The 17,629-nt window shown below is 67.5% G+C and carries 14 protein-coding genes; 7 read left to right on the top strand and 7 right to left on the bottom strand.

Features of this window, described 5'->3' with window-relative positions; translation table 11 throughout:
- Positions 1–93 precede the first annotated feature (93 nt).
- The 4 genes from nadB to P0Y59_18995 all read left to right on the top strand — a co-directional run bounded on the left by nadB (position 94) and on the right by P0Y59_18995 (position 7,426).
- Positions 94–1,680 (top strand): L-aspartate oxidase, encoded by a 1,587-nt coding sequence (nadB, locus tag P0Y59_19010; GenBank protein ID WEJ99010.1) that lies wholly within the window; start codon positions 94–96, stop codon positions 1,678–1,680.
- Positions 1,681–1,960: 280 nt separating this feature from the next.
- Positions 1,961–3,064 carry a class A beta-lactamase gene (gene bla, locus P0Y59_19005; GenBank protein ID WEJ99009.1) on the top strand — a complete coding sequence of 368 codons (1,104 nt, stop codon included), beginning with the start codon at positions 1,961–1,963 and terminating at the stop codon, positions 3,062–3,064.
- 91 nt (positions 3,065–3,155) lie between these two features.
- The gene (gene polA / locus P0Y59_19000; protein WEJ99008.1) at positions 3,156–5,909 is read left to right on the top strand and encodes a DNA polymerase I; all 2,754 of its coding nucleotides are present in this window, start codon (positions 3,156–3,158) and stop codon (positions 5,907–5,909) included.
- Positions 5,906–7,426 carry a lipopolysaccharide biosynthesis protein gene (locus P0Y59_18995; protein WEJ99007.1) on the top strand — a complete coding sequence of 507 codons (1,521 nt, stop codon included), beginning with the start codon at positions 5,906–5,908 and terminating at the stop codon, positions 7,424–7,426. The genes polA and P0Y59_18995 overlap by 4 nt, the downstream gene beginning before the upstream one ends.
- Before the next feature lie 31 nt (positions 7,427–7,457).
- Here P0Y59_18995 and purH read toward each other — a convergent pair whose 3' ends face one another.
- From purH to P0Y59_18975, 4 genes are read right to left on the bottom strand one after another with little or no spacing between them, the layout of a single operon-like run.
- Complete coding sequence (gene purH / locus P0Y59_18990) at positions 7,458–9,041, bottom strand: bifunctional phosphoribosylaminoimidazolecarboxamide formyltransferase/IMP cyclohydrolase (protein WEJ99006.1); 1,584 nt, start codon at positions 9,039–9,041, stop codon at positions 7,458–7,460.
- Positions 9,042–9,082: 41 nt separating this feature from the next.
- Positions 9,083–10,816, bottom strand: a complete 1,734-nt coding sequence (locus P0Y59_18985) for a heparinase II/III family protein (GenBank protein ID WEJ99005.1) — start codon at positions 10,814–10,816, stop codon at positions 9,083–9,085.
- Positions 10,813–11,475 (bottom strand): ribulose-phosphate 3-epimerase, encoded by a 663-nt coding sequence (rpe, locus tag P0Y59_18980; protein WEJ99004.1) that lies wholly within the window; start codon positions 11,473–11,475, stop codon positions 10,813–10,815. Before rpe ends, P0Y59_18985 begins: the two co-directional genes overlap by 4 nt.
- A gap of 41 nt (positions 11,476–11,516) precedes the next feature.
- The gene (locus P0Y59_18975) at positions 11,517–12,824 is read right to left on the bottom strand and encodes a transcription antitermination factor NusB (protein ID WEJ99003.1); all 1,308 of its coding nucleotides are present in this window, start codon (positions 12,822–12,824) and stop codon (positions 11,517–11,519) included.
- Positions 12,825–12,887: 63 nt separating this feature from the next.
- Between P0Y59_18975 and P0Y59_18970 the strand changes: the two genes are divergently transcribed.
- Complete coding sequence (locus P0Y59_18970; protein WEJ99002.1) at positions 12,888–13,055, top strand: DUF1674 domain-containing protein; 168 nt, start codon at positions 12,888–12,890, stop codon at positions 13,053–13,055.
- A 328-nt stretch (positions 13,056–13,383) separates the two neighbouring features.
- Here the strand turns inward: P0Y59_18970 and P0Y59_18965 are convergent, their stop codons facing one another.
- Genes P0Y59_18965 through tsaD form a run of 3 tightly spaced genes read right to left on the bottom strand, consistent with a single transcriptional unit; the run spans position 13,384 to position 15,922 of the window.
- Positions 13,384–13,917 (bottom strand): DUF1697 domain-containing protein, encoded by a 534-nt coding sequence (locus tag P0Y59_18965; GenBank protein ID WEJ99001.1) that lies wholly within the window; start codon positions 13,915–13,917, stop codon positions 13,384–13,386.
- Positions 13,914–14,891, bottom strand: coding sequence for an NAD(P)-dependent glycerol-3-phosphate dehydrogenase (locus P0Y59_18960; GenBank protein WEJ99000.1), 978 nt, complete (start codon positions 14,889–14,891; stop codon positions 13,914–13,916). The genes P0Y59_18965 and P0Y59_18960 overlap by 4 nt, the downstream gene beginning before the upstream one ends.
- Positions 14,888–15,922, bottom strand: a complete 1,035-nt coding sequence (gene tsaD, locus P0Y59_18955; protein WEJ98999.1) for a tRNA (adenosine(37)-N6)-threonylcarbamoyltransferase complex transferase subunit TsaD — start codon at positions 15,920–15,922, stop codon at positions 14,888–14,890. The genes P0Y59_18960 and tsaD overlap by 4 nt, the downstream gene beginning before the upstream one ends.
- Before the next feature lie 108 nt (positions 15,923–16,030).
- Between tsaD and hemC the strand changes: the two genes are divergently transcribed.
- Entirely contained in the window at positions 16,031–16,951 is a 921-nt protein-coding gene (gene hemC, locus P0Y59_18950) for a hydroxymethylbilane synthase (GenBank protein WEJ98998.1), read from the top strand.
- A complete protein-coding gene (locus P0Y59_18945; GenBank protein WEJ98997.1) occupies positions 16,948–17,619 on the top strand; it encodes a uroporphyrinogen-III synthase in 672 nt (223 codons plus the stop codon). Before hemC ends, P0Y59_18945 begins: the two co-directional genes overlap by 4 nt.
- Positions 17,620–17,629: the final 10 nt, after the last annotated feature.

Raw genomic sequence — 17,629 nt, 5'->3', positions numbered from 1 at the left:
CCGCTTGTTTTCCCGTTCGTTTCAGGCGTAGTCGCGGGAAACGCGGATCGAACGCCCCTGGTCTCGACTTCGCTCGACACGAACGGAGTGGGTGTGCCGGACTCTCATATAAGCGACGTTCTGATCATCGGTTCCGGCGCGGCCGGGCTGACCGCAGCGCTCAATCTCGCCGACCGGGTCAAGGTGACGGTGCTTGCCAAGGGCGGGTTGAACGAGGGTTCGACCGCCTGGGCACAGGGCGGGATCGCGGCGGTGCTGGAGCCGGGCGACACCTTCGAGAGCCATATCGAGGATACGATGATCGCCGGCGCGGGACTGAACAACCGCGAGACCGTTGAATTCGTGGTCGAGCGTGCCCCGGCCGCCATCGCGCGGCTCGAGGAACTTGGGGTGCCGTTCGCGACCGACGGCGATGCGCTTCACCTGACGCGCGAGGGCGGACATAGCCATCGGCGGATCGTGCATGTCGCCGACGCGACCGGCTGGGCAGTGCAGGAGGCGTTGCAGCGCGCGGCCGAGGCGCACCCCAATATCACCCTGATACCCGACATGGTCGCGATCGACCTGGCGACCGGACGGCATGAGGAGCGCTATTCGGGATCAGGCCATGTCTGGGGCGTCTATGCCGTCAACCGCGCGACGGGCCGCGTCGAACTGTATACGGCGCGCGCCACGATCCTGGCGACCGGCGGCGCCGGGCGCACCTATCTCTTCTCGACCGCGCCGCGCGGCGCCACCGGCGACGGCATCGCCATGGCGTGGCGCGCCGGATGCCGGGTGTCGAACATGGAATTCATGCAGTTCCATCCGACCTGCCTGTACAATCTCGAGGTCAAGAACTTCCTGATCACCGAGGCGGTGCGGGGCGAGGGCGGCCATCTGCTGATCCCCGACACCGGCTATCGCTTCATGCCCGATTTCGACCCGCGCGCCGAGCTGGCGCCGCGCGACATCGTCGCGCGCGCGATCGACCATGAGATCAAGCGGCTCGGCTTGGACTATGTCCATCTCGACATCAGCCATCGCGGCCCCGAGTTCGTGAAGGAGCATTTTCCGAACATTTATGAAAAGCTGCTCGGCCTCGGCATCGACATGACAAAGGACCCGATCCCGGTCGTCCCGGCACAGCATTATACGTGCGGCGGGGTCGTCATCGACCTGCACGGCAAGACTGATCTGCCCGGCCTCTATGCCGCGGGCGAATGCAGCGAATCCGGCCTGCACGGCGCCAACCGGCTCGCTTCCAACAGCCTGCTGGAATGTTTCGTGTTCGGCGAGGCAGCGGCGGACCACATCCTCGACCATTGGGACGAATTGCCCTCCCCGCCCCCGATCCGTCCCTGGGACGAAAGCCGGGTCGAGGATTCGGACGAGGAAGTGGTCATCAAGCAGAACTGGACCGAGATCCGGCGCTTCATGTGGAACTATGTCGGCATCGTCCGGACGACCAAGCGCCTGGAACGGGCGCAGCACCGAATCCGGCTGCTCACCGACGAAGTGAACGACTATTACGGGCATTTCCGCGTGACGCCCGACCTGATCGAGTTGCGCAACCTGCTCCAGACCGCCGAATTGATCGTCCGGTCAGCGCTGCACCGCCATGAATCGCGCGGGCTGCATTACACGCTCGATTATCCCGACATGTTGCCGGAAGCGGTCGATACGATCCTCGTACCGTAAACAGGCGGCGCCGCGCCGTTCCGGGATCGGCAGCGCCTCTTGCCGCAGACAAATCCGCTGCCGCGTCGACTTTCGGGAGCCTGTAAAACTCCTGAATGGATTCAACCGGCTGGCCTGCGATGCTGCGACAACCGTTTCACCTTGTGTCAGCCGCGGTTCGTCGCAAGGCTTGCATGCCGGGGATTCCTCAAGGAGAATCCGTGTCTAAGGTCGCGAACCGGGGGCGGGGCTTTGATTGGTGACACAGATTCTACCATTTGATTTTCCGAGGCCTGTAGCGGTGACACTTCTCGCCGCAGCGCTCTGTGCCTGCGGGCATGACACCAGCAGACACCTGACCCTGATACCCGCTGCGGCTGTTCAGCCGCCCTATCAGGTCGTCGTTCCCGTCCCGCCACCCACACCCAGGCCGCAGCCGTCCCGGGCGCCCGAAGCACTGGTCGCGAATGTCACCGCGCTCGGTCGCAACTTCAACGGACGGGTCGGCATCGCGGTGCGCAGCATCGACCAGGGATGGACTGTATCGAGCAACGGCGACGCCCGCCTGCCCCAGCAAAGCGTGAGCAAGCTGTGGGTGGCGATGACCGTGCTGGACTATCGCGACAGCGGGCGGCTGACGCTCGATGATCCGATCACGCTGACCAAGGACGATTTCACCCTGTTCCATCAGCCGGTCGCGGCGCTGGTCAAAGATGGCGGCTATCATACCACCGTCGGCGAGCTGCTGCGGCGCGCGCTGACGATGAGCGACAATACCTGCAACGACCGGCTGCTCCGCTATGTCGGCGGGCCGGCCGCGGTGCGCGACTTCATCCGGCGCAAGGGGCTGGGCGATATCCGCTTCGGCCCGGGCGAGAAGCTGTTGCAAAGCGCGACCGCGGGCCTCCAGTGGAAGCCCGAGTTCGCCTTCGGCAATGCCTTTACCCGCGCCCGCGCCCGGCTGCCCCAGACAGCGCGGATCGCGGCGTTCGAACGCTATGTCGCCGATCCGCCGGACGGCGCCGCGCCGTCAGCGATCGCCGGCGCCCTTGCCAAGCTCAAGCTCGGCCAGCTCCTGTCCAGGCAGTCGACCGATTATCTGATCAGCACCATGGAATCGTCCAAGACCGGCCGGCAGCGGATGCACGGCGCGGTGCCGGCCGGCTGGGACTTCGGCCACAAGACCGGCACCGGCCAGGATCTGGCCGGGCGCACCGCGGGCTATAATGATGTCGGCCTGCTGATGGCGCCCGACGGCCGCAGCTATGCCGTCGCGATCATGATCGGCGATACGCCCCGGGCCATCCCGGAACGCCAGGCGCTGATGCAGGCAGTGGTCACCGCGGTGGTCGCGAGCCATCGCGGCCAGGGCGATTCGCTGGCGGGCCGCGCCCCGATTCCCTGATCGGGCAACGCCGGTCAGTGGACATCCGATCGCAGCACGCGCGCTGAGATTTCGCCTCGCCCCCGCCGCGCACCACTGCTATCCCGCGCCCATGCCGCACCTCTATCTCGTCGACGGATCGGGTTATATCTTCCGAGCCTATCATCGCCTGCCGCCGCTCACCAACGTGCACGGCGAACCCGTCGGCGCGGTCTATGGCTATACGACCATGTTGTGGAAGCTCGCCGACGAGCTGCACAAGGCGGATGGGCCGACCCATATGGCGGTCGTGCTCGACAAATCGAGCCATACCTTCCGCAACGAGCTGTACGACAAGTACAAGGCGCAGCGCCCGCCGCCGCCCGAGGACCTGGTCCCGCAATTCCCGATGATTCGCGACGCCACCCGCGCCTTCTCGCTGCCCTGCATCGAGGAGGACGGGCTCGAGGCCGACGACATCATCGCCAGCTACGCCAAGGCAGCCCTGCGCGAGGGCTGGTCAGTCACCATCGTCAGCTCCGACAAGGACTTGATGCAGCTGATCGAGCCAGGGCTCGATCTGTACGATACGATGAACAACCGCCGTCTCGGCGCCGAGCACGTCATGGAGAAGTTCGGCGTGATGCCCGACCGGCTGGGTGACGTGCTCGGCCTTATGGGCGACAGCGTCGACAATGTGCCGGGCGTGCCGGGCGTCGGCCCGAAGACCGCCGCCAAGCTGATCCAGGAACATGGCGATATCGAAGGCGTGCTGGCGGCCGCCCCCTCGATGAAGCCCGGCAAGCTGCGCGACAATCTGATCGAGCATGCCGACAATGCCCGGCTCTCCCGCGTGCTGGTGACGCTGAAGGACGATGCGCCTCTGGCCGAGCCGCTTGAGGACCTGGCGCTTCAGGGGATTCCCGAGGCGCCGCTCCGTGCGTTCCTGGAACATCACGGCTTCAAGTCGCTGCTCGCCAAGCTCTCCGCCGTGGCGGATGCGCCGGTCGAGACGCCGAAGAGCGTGCCGCAGGAGGAAGACCCGCCCTGCGATCACGACGGCTATGTGACGGTGATCGACGAGACCGCGCTCGACGACTGGATCGCGAAAGCGCGACACCAGGGCTGGATCGCGATCGACACCGAGACGACCGGCATCGACGCGACACGCGCCGAACTGGTCGGGGTCAGCATGGCGCTCGAACCGAACAAGGCATGCTACATCCCGCTTGGCCATGGCGGCACGGGACTGTTCGCCGAAAAGCCCGACCAGATCGCGCCGGCCACGGCGCTGGCGAAGTTCAAGCCGCTGTTCGAGGACCCAGGCGTGCTCAAGATCGGGCATAATCTGAAATACGACATGATCGTGCTCGGTCGGCTTGGCATCGACGTCGCGCCGCATGACGACACGATCCTGATGAGCTTCGATCTCGACGCGGGGCTGCACGGCCACGGCATGGACGAGCTTGCCGCGACTCACCTCTCGCACAGCTGCATTGCGTTCAAGGACGTGGTCGGAACGGGCAAGAACCAGCTTCAGTTCAACGAGATCGACCTGGCCTCGGCCACGCGCTACGCGGCCGAGGATGCCGACGTCACGCTCAGGCTGTGGCGCCGGTTCAAGCCGCGCCTGCCGGCAGAGGGCGCGACGCGAGTCTACGAGATGGTCGACCGGCCGCTCGCGCCGGTGATCGCGCAGATGGAGCGGCACGGCATCAAGGTCGACCGCGAGAAATTGTCGCAGCTCTCGACCGAATTCGCCCATTCGATCGCCGCGCTCGAGACCGAGATCCATGGCCTTGCCGGCGGCCCCTTCACCATCGGCAGCCCCAAGCAGCTTGGCGATGTGCTGTTCGAGCGCATGGGCATCAAGGGCGGGCGCAAGGGCAAGTCCGGCGTCTATTCGACCGACGTCAATGAACTGGAGCGGATCGCGGCGGACAAGGATTCGCCCGGCAAGGAGATCGCGGCGCGCGTGCTCGACTGGCGGCAATTGTCGAAGCTGAAATCCACCTATACCGACGCGCTGCAGGCACAGATCAACCCCGAGACCGGGCGGGTCCATACCAGCTATTCGCTGACCGGCGCGCAGACCGGGCGGCTGTCCTCGACCGACCCGAACCTGCAGAACATCCCGATCCGCACCGAGATCGGCCGCCAGATTCGCGACGCCTTCGTCGCGGAGTCGGGCAATGTCCTGCTCGCGGCCGATTATTCGCAGATCGAGCTGCGGCTGGCCGCGCACATGGCCGATGTGCCCGCGCTCAAACAGGCATTTGCCGACGGCGCCGACATTCACAGCCTGACCGCGCAGGAACTGTTCGGCGAGGTCAACCGCGATACCCGCGGGCGGGCCAAGACGATCAACTTCGCCATCCTCTACGGCATTTCCCGCTGGGGCCTGGCCGGGCGGCTCGACGTGACCGCTGACGAGGCACAGGCGATGATCGACCGCTATTTCGAGCGCTTCCCCGGTATCAACCACTATATCGTCGAGACGACCGAAAAGGCGCGCGACAAGGGCTATACCGAGACGCTGTTCGGCCGAAAGACGCATTTCCCGCGGCTCAAGTCAAAGATCCAGCATGAGCGCCAGGGTGCTGAGCGCGCCGCGATCAACGCGCCGATCCAGGGGACGAGCGCCGACATCATCAAGCGTGCGATGGTGCGCATGGGGCCGGCGCTGATCGAGGCCGGCCTGCCGAACGTGCGCATGCTGCTCCAGGTGCATGACGAACTGGTGTTCGAACTGCCCGAAGGCGATGTCGAGGCAGCGAGGCCGGTGATCGAACGGGTGATGGCAAGCGCAGCCGAGCCCGCCGTGGTCCTCAGCGTGCCTCTCGGCATCGAGATCGGCGTCGGTCCGAGTTGGGGAGCCGCGCATTGACCGACGCGGCCGCCGCCGATGATGGGGGCACCGAAGACCTCAAGGCCCTGGCCAAGGGCGGTCGTACCAACATCATCGGTTTCCTGTTGCGCCTCGCCGCACGACTGCCGTTCCTGTTCATCGCCGGCCGGGTCTATGGCCCGGACATCGTCGGCCGGTTCGCGCTGGCGGTGGTGGTGGTCGAGCTCGCCGCCCTGCTCGCCACGCTCGGGCTGAAGCGCGGGCTTGCCCAGGCGCTGTCCTCCTCCGACCGGCCGCATGTCCATGTGGTGTGGGATGCTATGGCGGTGGCGTTCCTCGCCTCGCTGATCGCCAGCGGCGTGCTGATCGCCCTGCCGCAGATCATGTACCCCAACAGCCCGATCGAGGGGATGGACCGCTGGCTGCCGTGCATCGTGTTCGCGGTCGCCTGGTCCGATGTCAGCCTCGCCGCGCTCGCCTATCGCCGCAACGTCAAGGCGACGGTGACAGCGCGCGCGATCGTCGAACCCTGGACGATCAGCGCCGCGGCCTGGGTCTTCTCCTTCGTCTCGCTGCGCGACGGCCTGATCTATTCCTACATCCTGTCGATGGCGGCGGCACTCGTCGCGTCGCTGGTTCCGTTCATCCGCAGCTATGGCCTGCCGCACGGCTGGCGGCCACGCATCGTTCACCTGGTCGCGCTGGCCAGCCGCAACGCGCCGCTCGCCGGCGCCGACGCGATCGAATGGGGCACGCGCAATGTCGACCGGTTCATCCTCGGGGTGATGTTCGAGCCCAAGATCGTCGGCATCTATTACATGGCGCAGCAGGTCGCCTCGATCCCGGCGAAGCTCAAGACCAGCTTCGATCCGATCCTTGGCCCCGTGATCACCGCGAGCCTGGCCAAGAACGACCGCGAGGCGATCGCGGCGCAGGTGCGGCAGGTCGGTTTCTGGATCATGGCGGCGCAGACCGGCCTTGCGCTGATGGGGTCGATCCCGGGCGAGGCGGTGATGGGCGTGGTGGGGCCGCAATTCGTCTCCGGCACCGCCGCGCTCGCCTTTCTGCTGACCGCCGAAGCGGTGGCGTCGACCGGTGCCGTGTGCGAATCGGCTTTGGTCTATATCGCGCGGGTGCGGAACCTGATGATCTCGCTGGGGACCCTGTGTTTCCAGATCGCGCTCAGCTTCACGCTGATCTTCGCGATGCGCTGGATCGGCTGGCCGATCAACTTCCAGGCCGCAGGGCCAGCGGTGGCGCTGCTGGTCGCGCTCGGCCTCGCATCCGTCGTCAAGTCGAACCTGCTTGCCCATCTGCTCAAGGCGCGCGTCTCGGGTTTCCGCATGCCGATGCTCTGGGCGATCGGCGCGGCGGTGGTCGTCGGGACGGCGTTCACCTCCCTGCCCAGGCGGTATGAATGGGCCGAGCTGCTCATCGGCCTGCCGGCCATCGCCGCGACCTATTTGTTCGTCCTGTCGCGCTTGGCGTTCAGCCCCGAGGACCGGGCGCTGTTCGGCAAGATACCGTCAGTGGACGAAGCGACGCTGCCGACCTGAGGCAGCCCCCTTCAACCCGCCTGCCCGTTCATCAATGCCGGAAGTGGCGCATCCCGGTGAACACCATCGCCAGGCCAGCCGCATCGGCCGCCGCGATCACCTCGTCGTCGCGGATCGAGCCGCCCGGCTGGATGACGGCGGTGGCCCCCGCCTCGACCGCGGCAAGCAGGCCGTCGGCGAAGGGGAAGAAGGCATCCGACGCCACCGCCGAGCCGATCGTGCGCGGCGTGGCCCAGCCTGCCTTGTCGGCGGCGTCCTTCGCCTTCCAGGCAGCGATGCGGGCTGATTCGAGCCGGTTCATCTGGCCCGCGCCGATGCCGGCGGTGGCGCCATCCTTCGCATAGACGATCGCATTCGACTTGACGTGCTTGGCGACCGTCCAGGCAAAGCGGCAATCGGCAAGCTCCGCCTCGGTCGGCTGACGTTTGGTCACCACCTTGAGATCGGGCGCTGCGCCACTATCCCGGGTCTGGACCAGCCAGCCGCCCGCGATCGACTTGGCCATAAGGCCGGTACGCGCCGGATCGGGCAGGTCGCCGGTGAGGAGCAGGCGAAGGTTCTTCTTCGCCGCGAAGATGGCGAGCGCGGCTTCGTCGGCGCCGGGAGCGATCACCACTTCAGTGAAGATGCCTGAAATGGCGCGCGCGGTCGCCTCGTCCAGCGCCCGGTTCAGCGCGATGATGCCGCCGAACGCCGAGACGGTGTCGCAGGCGAACGCCCCGGCATAGGCCTGCTCGATCGTCGCGGCGGTGGCGACGCCGCAGGGATTGGCATGCTTGACGATGACCACGGTCGGCTGCGCATCGCGGAACTCGCTGACCAGTTCGAGCGCGGCGTCGGCGTCGTTGTAATTATTGTAGCTGAGTTCCTTGCCCTGCATCTGGCGCGCCTGGCCGATGCCGCGTGCGTGCGGGCCGGTCGCTGTATAGAATGCAGCTGACTGGTGCGGATTCTCGCCATAGCGGAGCGACGCCCCGCGCTTCAGCGTGATCGGCAGCGTTTCCGGGAAAGCCTCGCCCTGGTCGGCGAACCCGAACCAGCTCGCGATCATGCCGTCATAGGTAGCGGTCGCGGCGAAGGCGCGCGCGGCGAGGCGCTTGCGCAGATCGAGCGTGGTAGCGCCGCCCGATGAATCCATCTCGGCGACCAGCGCATCATAGTCGGCGGGATCAGTGACGATCGCGACGAAGGCGTGGTTCTTGGCGGCAGACCGCACCATCGACGGGCCGCCGATATCGATATTCTCGATGATCTCCGGCCGGTCGGCGCCCTTCATCACCGTCTGGAGGAAGGGATAGAGGTTCACCACCACCAGATCGATCGCACCGATGCCATGCTCCTCCATCGAGGCGACATGGGCCTTGTCGTCGCGCACCGCGAGCAGGCCGCCATGGACCTTGGGGTGCAGGGTCTTCACGCGACCGTCCATCATCTCCGGGAAGCCGGTCAGGTCGGAGATGTCGCGCACTTCCAGGCCCGCATCGCGCAGCGCGGCGGCGGTGCCGCCGGTCGAGACCAGCTCGACGCCGTGGCGAGCGAGTGCCCGGCCGAGATCGACGATGCCGGTCTTGTCGGATACCGACAAAAGGGCACGGCGGATGGTGATGGCGGTCATGGGCACTCCGGGGGTGAGGGGTCGCGCGTCCCTCTGCCGTCTCAGGTCGCGCGCTTCAAGGCCCAGCTCACGCTGGCGCCGCCCGCGGGGGATTCTCCCGACACGACAAGCTGGTGAGTCGGTTGCGGCCGGCCGTCGCCGTCGATCCAAAGACTGTCCTCGACCGCCAGCGTGCCGCCGCGGCAGCGGAACTGCCACAGCACCCCGCCGGGCAGGCGAAGCAGCGCGGCCATGCCGTCCGCCGTCGGCGAGACCGATACGCCCTGGCCGAGATGGAAGCGGATCGCGAAGGCGGTGGCCGCGAGCTTGCGCTTCTTGCTGGCGGGCAGCAGCATATCCTCGCCGCGGAGCTCGCGACCGTCGCCGGCAAGCACGAGCTGGCGGCGGTGGACGAAGCCATAGCGTCTGGCATAGCCGTCATGGCTCGCCTCGATACGGCTCGACGCCTCGCTTTCCTGCCGTGCCAGCTCGACCTCGGCGACGCCGCGCCCGAGCGTGCCGTCGGCATGGATCGCGGTCGAATTACTGTCCCCGACGATCAGGGTCGAATGCGCCGCGGTAGTGCGCAGTCCGTCGGCAAGGGCGGCGGGAAGCTGCGCCACGGCCGAGCGGGCGCCGCCGCAATTGACGACCAGGCGATGCCCGCCGTCGGAGAGTTCGAACGCGAGGGTGGAAGCACAGCCGCCCTCGACCAGCCGCGCGATCGGCGGCGGCGCCGCGTCCATGATCAGGACGGCGGTGCCGGCGGCGAGGCGCTGATAGCCCCAGTCGCGCGCCTGGCGGAGCGGCCGGGCACGCACGCCGGTCGCGGCGATGATCTGTTCGAGCGCCTCGCCTGAGACAGGGCCGCCGCCCTGCCAGCTCGAAAGCCCGCGATCGCCGTGGCACACGCCAAGCAGTGCCGGCACCATCCGCGCCAGCACCGCAGCGATCGCCGGCGGTTCGACCAGGCGGCGCGCGGCGTACACTTCCTTCAGGCCGGTGAGCAGCATGATGATGTCGAGCTGCGCCATCGGCGAGCGCGCCACGCTGCCGCCATCCTCGAACACCGAGACCGACAGCGCCTTGGCCAGGGCGGCTTCGGTGGCGCCGCGCCGCGCATCGCCCCCCGGGATCAGCAACCCCGCCGCGACCACGCCGCACAACGCCGCGACGCGCGGGGCGCCCGGCGGCAGCTTGTCGGCGCCGCGATCGATATGCCGCGCGCCCCGCGCGAGCGTGTTGAGCACCAGGCTGCGATAGACCAGGTCGGTGCTCGACAGGATCAGCGGGGCGTGCGCGGTCCAGAACAGGATCCGCCGGCCCCAGAGATCGGCCCGCCAGGCAGGTTCGCTGACCGTATCGGCATGCGCCGCGAGCCAGCGGCGTATCAGATCCTCGGCGATCGGGGTCGCCTGCCCGCGTGTCGCCACGGTCGAAAGATCGCGCAGCCATAGAAAGCTGTGGAGATAATCGCCGAACGCCCGCGAGAAATCGGGCCTGGCGAGATTGAGATCGGCGATGGCGCGGGTTTCCCCGCGCAGATTCAGCTTGCCGTCGAGCAGCGCGTTGCCCCGTCGCGGATCGCCCAAAAACGGATCGTCCGGCACCGCGATCAGCTTAAGCGGATGCCGGCCCTTCAACCGCATGCCGTGGATCGGCGTCCGCCAGGTCAATCGGTGAAAATATTCGGTGAGACGGTCAGCCAGCGACAACCCCTTGTCGCCCCCCAATCGAATCAACCGTTTGCCCTCTTCGATGCCGTCGGCGCCGGAATCGCGACCGCCGTCGTTCACCCGCCTCTCAGGGCGAGGATGTTGGCCGCATAGGCCGAAGGGCCACCGCGGAAGGTGGCCGTGCCGGCGACCAGCGCGTCAGCACCAGCGGCGATCGCCTCGCGCGCCGTCACCGCGTCGATGCCGCCATCGACCTCGAGATCGACGTCGAGCCCTGCCTTGTCGATCATCTTGCGGATGCTTTCGATCTTGCGCAGCGCGCTGGGGATGAAGCCCTGGCCGCCGAAGCCGGGATTGACGCTCATTACCAGCACCAGATCGACCTCCTCGATCAGATAGTCGAGCGCCTTGGCCGGCGTCTGCGGCGTCAGCACCACGCCCGCGCGCTTGCCGAGCTTGCGGATGTGCTGGAGGCTGCGATGCGTGTGCGGCCCCGCCTCGACATGGATGCTGATGATGTCCGCCCCGGCTTCAGCGAACTGATCGAGGAACGAATCGACCGGCGCGATCATCAGATGCACGTCGAGCGGCTTCTGCGTATGCGGGCGGAGCGCCTTCACCACCGCCGGGCCGATCGTGATGTTGGGGACGAAATGACCGTCCATCACATCGACATGAATCCAGTCGGCGCCGGCCGCGTCGATCGCGCGCACCTCCTCGCCAAGGCGCGCGAAATCGGCGGAGAGGATCGAAGGGGCGATACGGACAGGCTGTTGCATGACCGATTCCTTAGCATGCGTGAGTCGCGCGGCAAGGCGACTCAGGTACCGCGGCGCAATCTCGCGATGAAGAAGCCGTCGCAGCCGCCCTCTTCGCCGAGCATGCCGGGCAAGGTCCGGACCCAGCCACGCTGGTGCGGGACGATGCCAACCGGCAATTCTTCAGCGCTGACCGGATCGATCGCGAAATCGGGCTGGGCGGCGAGAAACGCCATGAGCTGCTCCTCCCCCTCGGCACGTTCGAGCGAACAGGTGGCATAGATCAAGGTTCCGCCGGGCTTGACCCATTTGGCGGCGCGGGCGAGCAATTGCGCCTGCACCCGGGACATTTCGGCGATCACCTTCGGATTCACGCGGTGGAGCACGTCGGGGTGGCGGCGGAAAATGCCGGTGGCGCTGCACGGCGCATCGAGCAGCACGGCGTCCGCCGGCACGTCCGGCGACCATTTGAGCAGGTCGGCGGCAATCACCGTCGCCTCAAGATGCGTGCGGGTGAGATTCTCGCGAAGTCGCGCCAGACGACTTTCCGAGGAATCGATCGACGTGACGGCCCAGCCCGCGCTGGCGAGCTGCATCGTCTTCCCGCCGGGTGCGGCGCACAGATCGAGCGCGGTGCCACTTCCCTTGCCGATGAGGCGCGCGGGGAGCGAGGCGGCGATATCCTGGACCCACCAGTCGCCTTCTTCGAAACCCGGCAGTTCACGAACGCTGGCGCTGGCGAGCCGGATATGGCCGGGGAGCAGCGAGGTGCCGCCCATCTCTTCGGCCAAAGCATCGGTCGCCGCCGAGTCGGCCAGGGTCAGATCGAGCGGCGGCGGCGCGGCAATGGCGCGTTCCGCCGCGGCGACCCGTTCCTCGCCCCAGGCATTCTGCCAGCGTGCCTCCGCATCCTCAGGAAGAGTCGGGAATTCGGGCAGGCTCTTGTTGGCGCGCATCAGCGTGCCGAAGACGCCATGGACAAGCTTGCGCGGACCGCCATCGACCAATGGCAGGACGGTCGAGATCGCGGCATGCGGCGGCGTGCCCAGCGCGAGCGCCTGAACCAGCGCGATCCGCAGCGCGAAGCGTGCCTTGGCGTCATCGGGCAAGGGACGTTGAGTCGCCGAATCGATCAGCGCGTCGAGATCGGGCAAGCGGCGGAGGGTCTCAGCGGCGATGGCATGGGCCAGCGCGCGATCGTCGCCGCGATCGATCCCCTGAGTCGCACGGTCGAGCGCCGCCTCAAGCGGCAAGCCCTGGCGGAGCACCGCATCGAGCAGCTTAAGCGCGGCACGACGGGCGGGAACGCCGGGCGGATCGGCGGGACGGTCTGGGGATCGGCCAGCGGATCGAGATGGGGGTCGGGTCAAATCGCTTGAACTCGTGTCGTGACGGGTGGATGGGGTGGCAAGCAGCATCCGGAAAGAACCGCCATGGGCCGCCGCCCGCCACATGTGAAGCCGCCAGCCTATCTTTCCAAGAGCCCGCCGGTGCCGAAACCCGATCCCAAGCCAGCGGCCGAAGCGGAAAACGACCCGCTCGGGCTCGACCCGACGCGTTATGGCGACTGGACGCTCAAGGGCATCGCAGTCGATTTCTAGACGGCGGGCCGGCAAGCGTTCCTGACTTTATCCCCGTTCTTCCCCGTTAAACCTGGTTTCTTTTTTTCGGGGGCTTTTTTCCTCTGTTATGTTGGATTTTGCGCCCGGATTTTTCTTTCCCAAACAGTGACTTGAAGACCCCTTTCCCTGTTACCGGATAACAGGGGAAAGTCGCGCCGTTAACAGGGGAGGTTTTTTGCCGAAACAGGGGACGCGCCCTAATAAATACCGACGATGCGAAAGAACGGGACCATGCCGAAATGGTCTGGTCATGATGCTATCGCCGGTTGCCGGCGTTTGAATCGACCGCCGCGCACCGGAGGGGAGATCAGGCCAGCAGGTCCCGCAGCTTGCCCACCGTATTCCAGTTGCGCATCGTCGCGATCTTCGGAAATTTCAGCTTCGCCATCGCCGGGAGCAGCTTCGAGTTCCCGACGTCCACCGGGAAATCGATATAAAGCTCCCGATCGATCGCCTCGAGTCGTTCGGGGCCGTCATAAATGCCGGGGATCTTTCCGATCAGCCCGTCCGGCACGGGATCGCGGTGGAACGCCACCATCAGGTGACCTGGATGGTCCTTCGCGGCATCGGGGAAAGGATTGGCCGCGATCACCGCCTCCAGTTCCGCCAGGTTGCGCACGACCACATCGGTCCTGAGGCCCCAGGCGGCGAGCGCTTCTTCAAGCGCCTTTTCCAGCGCGGCACCGTCAGTCTCCCTGGCGGTGAAGACGACATTGCCCGACGCGAGCAGCGTCTTGACGTCATCATGGCCGAGTTTCTCGACCAGCGCCTTCAGCTCGGTCATCGGAATCCGCTTGCCGCCGATGTTGATGCCCTTGAGCAGAGCGGCCCAGCGCGTCACTGATCCTCCCGCGTCAACGGACGCGCCAGGAGCGCACCGACGACCTCGCGCACATCGGCGCCATCGAGCAGCGCGCAGACCGCTTCGGTGACCGGCATGTCGGCGCCGACATCCGCCGCGGCCTCACGCAGGACGGGCGCGGTGAAAGCCCCTTCAGCGACGGTGCGGCGGTCAGCCATCAGGTCGCGCGCCGATTTGCCCTGGCCAAGCCCCATGCCGAGCGAGAAGTTGCGCGAGCTGGTCGAGGAGCAGGTGAGCACGAGGTCGCCGAGGCCGGACAGCCCAGCCAATGTCTCGGCCCGTGCCCCGCGCGCCATGCCGAAACGCGTCATCTCAGCAAAACCGCGTGCGATCAGCGCGGCGCGCGCATTCTGGCCGAGCCCTGCCCCCTCGACCACGCCGCAAGCGATGGCGAGCACGTTCTTGACCGCACCGCCGATCTCGGCACCGATGACGTCGGAAGAGAAATAGGGACGGAAGGCCGGGCCGGCGAGGCGATCGGCGAGCCGGGCGCCCAGATCCTCATTGTCGCAGGCGAGCGTGACCGCTGTCGGCTTGCCCTGCGCAACCTCGAAGGCGAAGGTCGGGCCGGAGATCACCGCGATCGGTGCCTCGGGATGCACCGCGCGGGCGACTTCGCCGACCAGCAGGCGAGATCCCGCCTCGATGCCCTTGGCGCAGAGCACCAGCGGCGTGGTGCCGACGGGCATCGCGCTCAGGATGCTCCGGATATGCTGGGCAGGAACGACGACCAGCAGCGCATCGCAGGCCGAAACCGCATCAAGCGACCCGGTCGCCTCGATCGAGGCCGGCAAGGGGATGTCCGGCAGGAACAGCGGGTTTCGGTGAGTCGTGTTGACCGCCTCGACCACGTCGGGCTCGCGTGCCCATAGCAGGACGGGCTCGCCCTCGCGCGCCGCCACGCTCGCAAGCGCCGTGCCCCAGGCACCGCCGCCGACCACCCCGATCTTCATGCCTTCACTCCCGCGCCGCGCACAGCCTCCGCCCCCGGATCCAGCGGCCAGCGCGGGCGCGCGGGCACATCGAGCTGATCGGTGAGGCCCGCGGCGAACCGTTCCGCCCCCGCCCAGGCGATCATCGCGGCATTGTCGGTGCAGAGCCACAAAGGCGGCGCCACGAAACGCAGCCCGTTCGCCGTTGCCAGTTCCTGCAGTGCCGTGCGCACCGCGCGGTTGGCGGCGACACCGCCCGCTACCACCAGTGATGTCACGCCGTCAGCCCGGCCAAGCGCCCGGGTGGTGCGATCGATCAGGCAATCGACCACGGCCGCCTGGAAGGAGGCGGCGATATCCTCCGCGCTCCACGTTCCGGCGTCGCGGGCGCGGGCAACGGCGCTCTTCAGGCCGGCGAAGGAGAAATGCGGCTCGGCCGATCCTTTCAGCGGGCGCGGCAGGGGGACGGCCTTGGGATCGCCCGCTTCCGCGGCTCGCTCGACCGCTGGTCCGCCGGGGAAACCGAGGCCAAGCAGTTTCGCGGTCTTGTCGAACGCCTCGCCCGCGGCATCGTCGATCGTGGTGGCGAGGCGGCGATAGGTCGCGACGCCCTCGACCAGCAGCAACTGGCAATGCCCGCCCGAAACGAGCAGCAGCAGATAGGGGAAATCGAGATCCGGATCGGAAAGACGCGGGGAAAGCGCATGGCCTTCCAGATGGTTGACCGCGACCAGCGGCTTGCCGACCGCATGCGCCAGCGCCTTGCCGGTGACGAGCCCCACCATGACGCCACCGATGAGGCCGGGCCCGGCGGTGGCGGCGATCGCGTCGACATCCGCGAGCGTCACCCCGGCATCGGCCAGCGCGCCTTCGACCAGCGGGATCAGTGCCTCGACATGAGCGCGCGCCGCGATCTCGGGCACGACGCCGCCATAGGGACGATGTTCCGCCTCCTGCCCGAGCAGGCGATGGGCGAGGACTCGCCGGTCGCTGGTCACCAGTGCCGCCGCCGTTTCGTCGCAGCTGGATTCGAGGCCGAGGATCAAACTCATGATGGTCGCCCCCTACCCGTTCGCCCCGCGCTTGTCGAAGGGCTGTCCTTTCTTCTAGGTCGCAGCAAGTGGAGGGCCTCGACAGGCCCGGCCCGAACGGAGTTTGTAGTGCCCGACCCTCTTCTTCGCCTCGGTACCCGTGGTTCCCCGCTTGCGCTGGTGCAGGCCGGCATGGTGCGGGACGCGCTGTGTGCCGCACATCGCTGGGACGCCGCGGCGGTCGAGATCGTGCCGATCAGGACGACCGGCGACCGGGTGCAGGATCGCGCGCTGGCCGAGATCGGCGGCAAGGCGCTGTGGACCAAGGAGCTCGACCGCGCCCTGCTCGACGGCGAGATCGACTGCGCGGTTCATTCGATGAAGGATGTCGAGACGATACGCCCCGCCGCGATCGCGATCGCGGCGATGCTTGAGCGCGCCGATGTGCGCGACCGGCTGATCGGAGCGGACAGCATCGAGTCGCTCAGGCCCGGCGCGCTGATCGGCACCAGTTCCCCCCGGCGCAGCGCGCAGCTCAAGCGGCTTCGGCCGGATCTCGCGACGATATTCTTCCGGGGCAATGTCGATACGCGGCTCGCCAAGCTGGCGGCCGGCGAGGTCGATGCCACCCTGCTTGCCGCCGCAGGGCTCGACCGGCTGGGACGCGCGGAAATCGGCGCGCCGATCCCGAATGACGTCATGCTGCCAGCACCGGCGCAGGGCGCGGTCGGGATCGAGGCACGCGCCAACGACGAGCGGATGCTGACCTTGCTTGGCGCGATCGATCATGCCGAGACGCGCGGATGCGTGCTGATCGAGCGGGCGCTGCTCGCCGCGCTGAAGGCGGATTGCCATTCGCCGGTCGCCGCGCTCGCCACGGTCGACGGCGCGCGGACGACGATCCGCGCTGAGCTGCTGGCCGAGGATGGCAGCGCGCATGTTTCCGGCGAGGCGTCGGGCGCGGCGGGGGACCCGGCCATCGCCGACCGGCTGGCACGCGACCTGCTCGACCGGGCGCCGCCGGCAGTAAGACGGCTGTTCGCGGCATGACACCGGCCTTCGCGGTGCTGCGCCCGGAACCGGGCAACGCCGCGACCGCCGGACGGATCGAGGCATTGGGCCTGCGCGCGATCCGGCTGCCCCTGTTCGAAATCCGCACGCTCGACTGGGCGGTTCTCGATCCCGCCGCGTTCGACGCCCTGCTGCTGACAAGCGCCAATGCGGTGCACTTCGGAGGGGTCGGGCTTGATTCATTACGGCATCTGCCAGTTCTGGCGGTGGGCGCGAGAACCGCGGAAATCAGCCGCGCGGCCGGGTTTGACGTCATGGCGTTCGGAGAATCCGACGCAGCGGCGCTGCTCGCGCGGGATCACGGCATTGCCCGTGCGCTGCACCTCGGCGGAAGGGAGCGATCCGTCGAGGAAGGTGGCTGGATCACCCGGGCCATCGCCGTCTATGCCAGCGAGCCCTTGCCAGTGACGGCGGCCCAGCTTGGGCCGCTGGAAGGATCGATCGCCCTGCTGCATTCGGCGCGGGCAGCCATCCGGCTTGGCGAACTCGCTGAAGAACATGGCCTGGCGCGGTCCTCGATCGCCATCGCCGCGTTCAGCCCTGCCGTCGCGTCGGCCGCCGGAAGCGGCTGGAAGTGGGTCGCCATAGCCGCCGCACCCAATGACGCCGCGTTGATCGAGGCGGCGCGCACGCGATTGACCGGGTGAGCATGCGCGG

The organism is Candidatus Sphingomonas phytovorans (assembly GCA_029202385.1).
Lineage (GTDB): Bacteria > Pseudomonadota > Alphaproteobacteria > Sphingomonadales > Sphingomonadaceae > Sphingomonas > Sphingomonas phytovorans.
Note: the sequence above shows the minus strand (reverse complement) of the source record. Positions and strands in the feature narration are given on the sequence as shown.

Bases quoted from the DNA above. Each gene is read 5' to 3' on its own strand.
- polA (WEJ99008.1), top strand. From the start codon at position 3,156: ATGCCGCACCTCTATCTCGTCGACGGATCGGGTTATATCTTCCGAGCC.
- purH (WEJ99006.1), bottom strand. From the start codon at position 9,041: ATGACCGCCATCACCATCCGCCGTGCCCTTTTGTCGGTATCCGACAAG.
- rpe (WEJ99004.1), bottom strand. From the start codon at position 11,475: ATGCAACAGCCTGTCCGTATCGCCCCTTCGATCCTCTCCGCCGATTTC.
- P0Y59_18970 (WEJ99002.1), top strand. From the start codon at position 12,888: ATGGGCCGCCGCCCGCCACATGTGAAGCCGCCAGCCTATCTTTCCAAG.
- P0Y59_18960 (WEJ99000.1), bottom strand. From the start codon at position 14,891: ATGAAGATCGGGGTGGTCGGCGGCGGTGCCTGGGGCACGGCGCTTGCG.
- tsaD (WEJ98999.1), bottom strand. From the start codon at position 15,922: ATGAGTTTGATCCTCGGCCTCGAATCCAGCTGCGACGAAACGGCGGCG.
- P0Y59_18945 (WEJ98997.1), top strand. From the start codon at position 16,948: ATGACACCGGCCTTCGCGGTGCTGCGCCCGGAACCGGGCAACGCCGCG.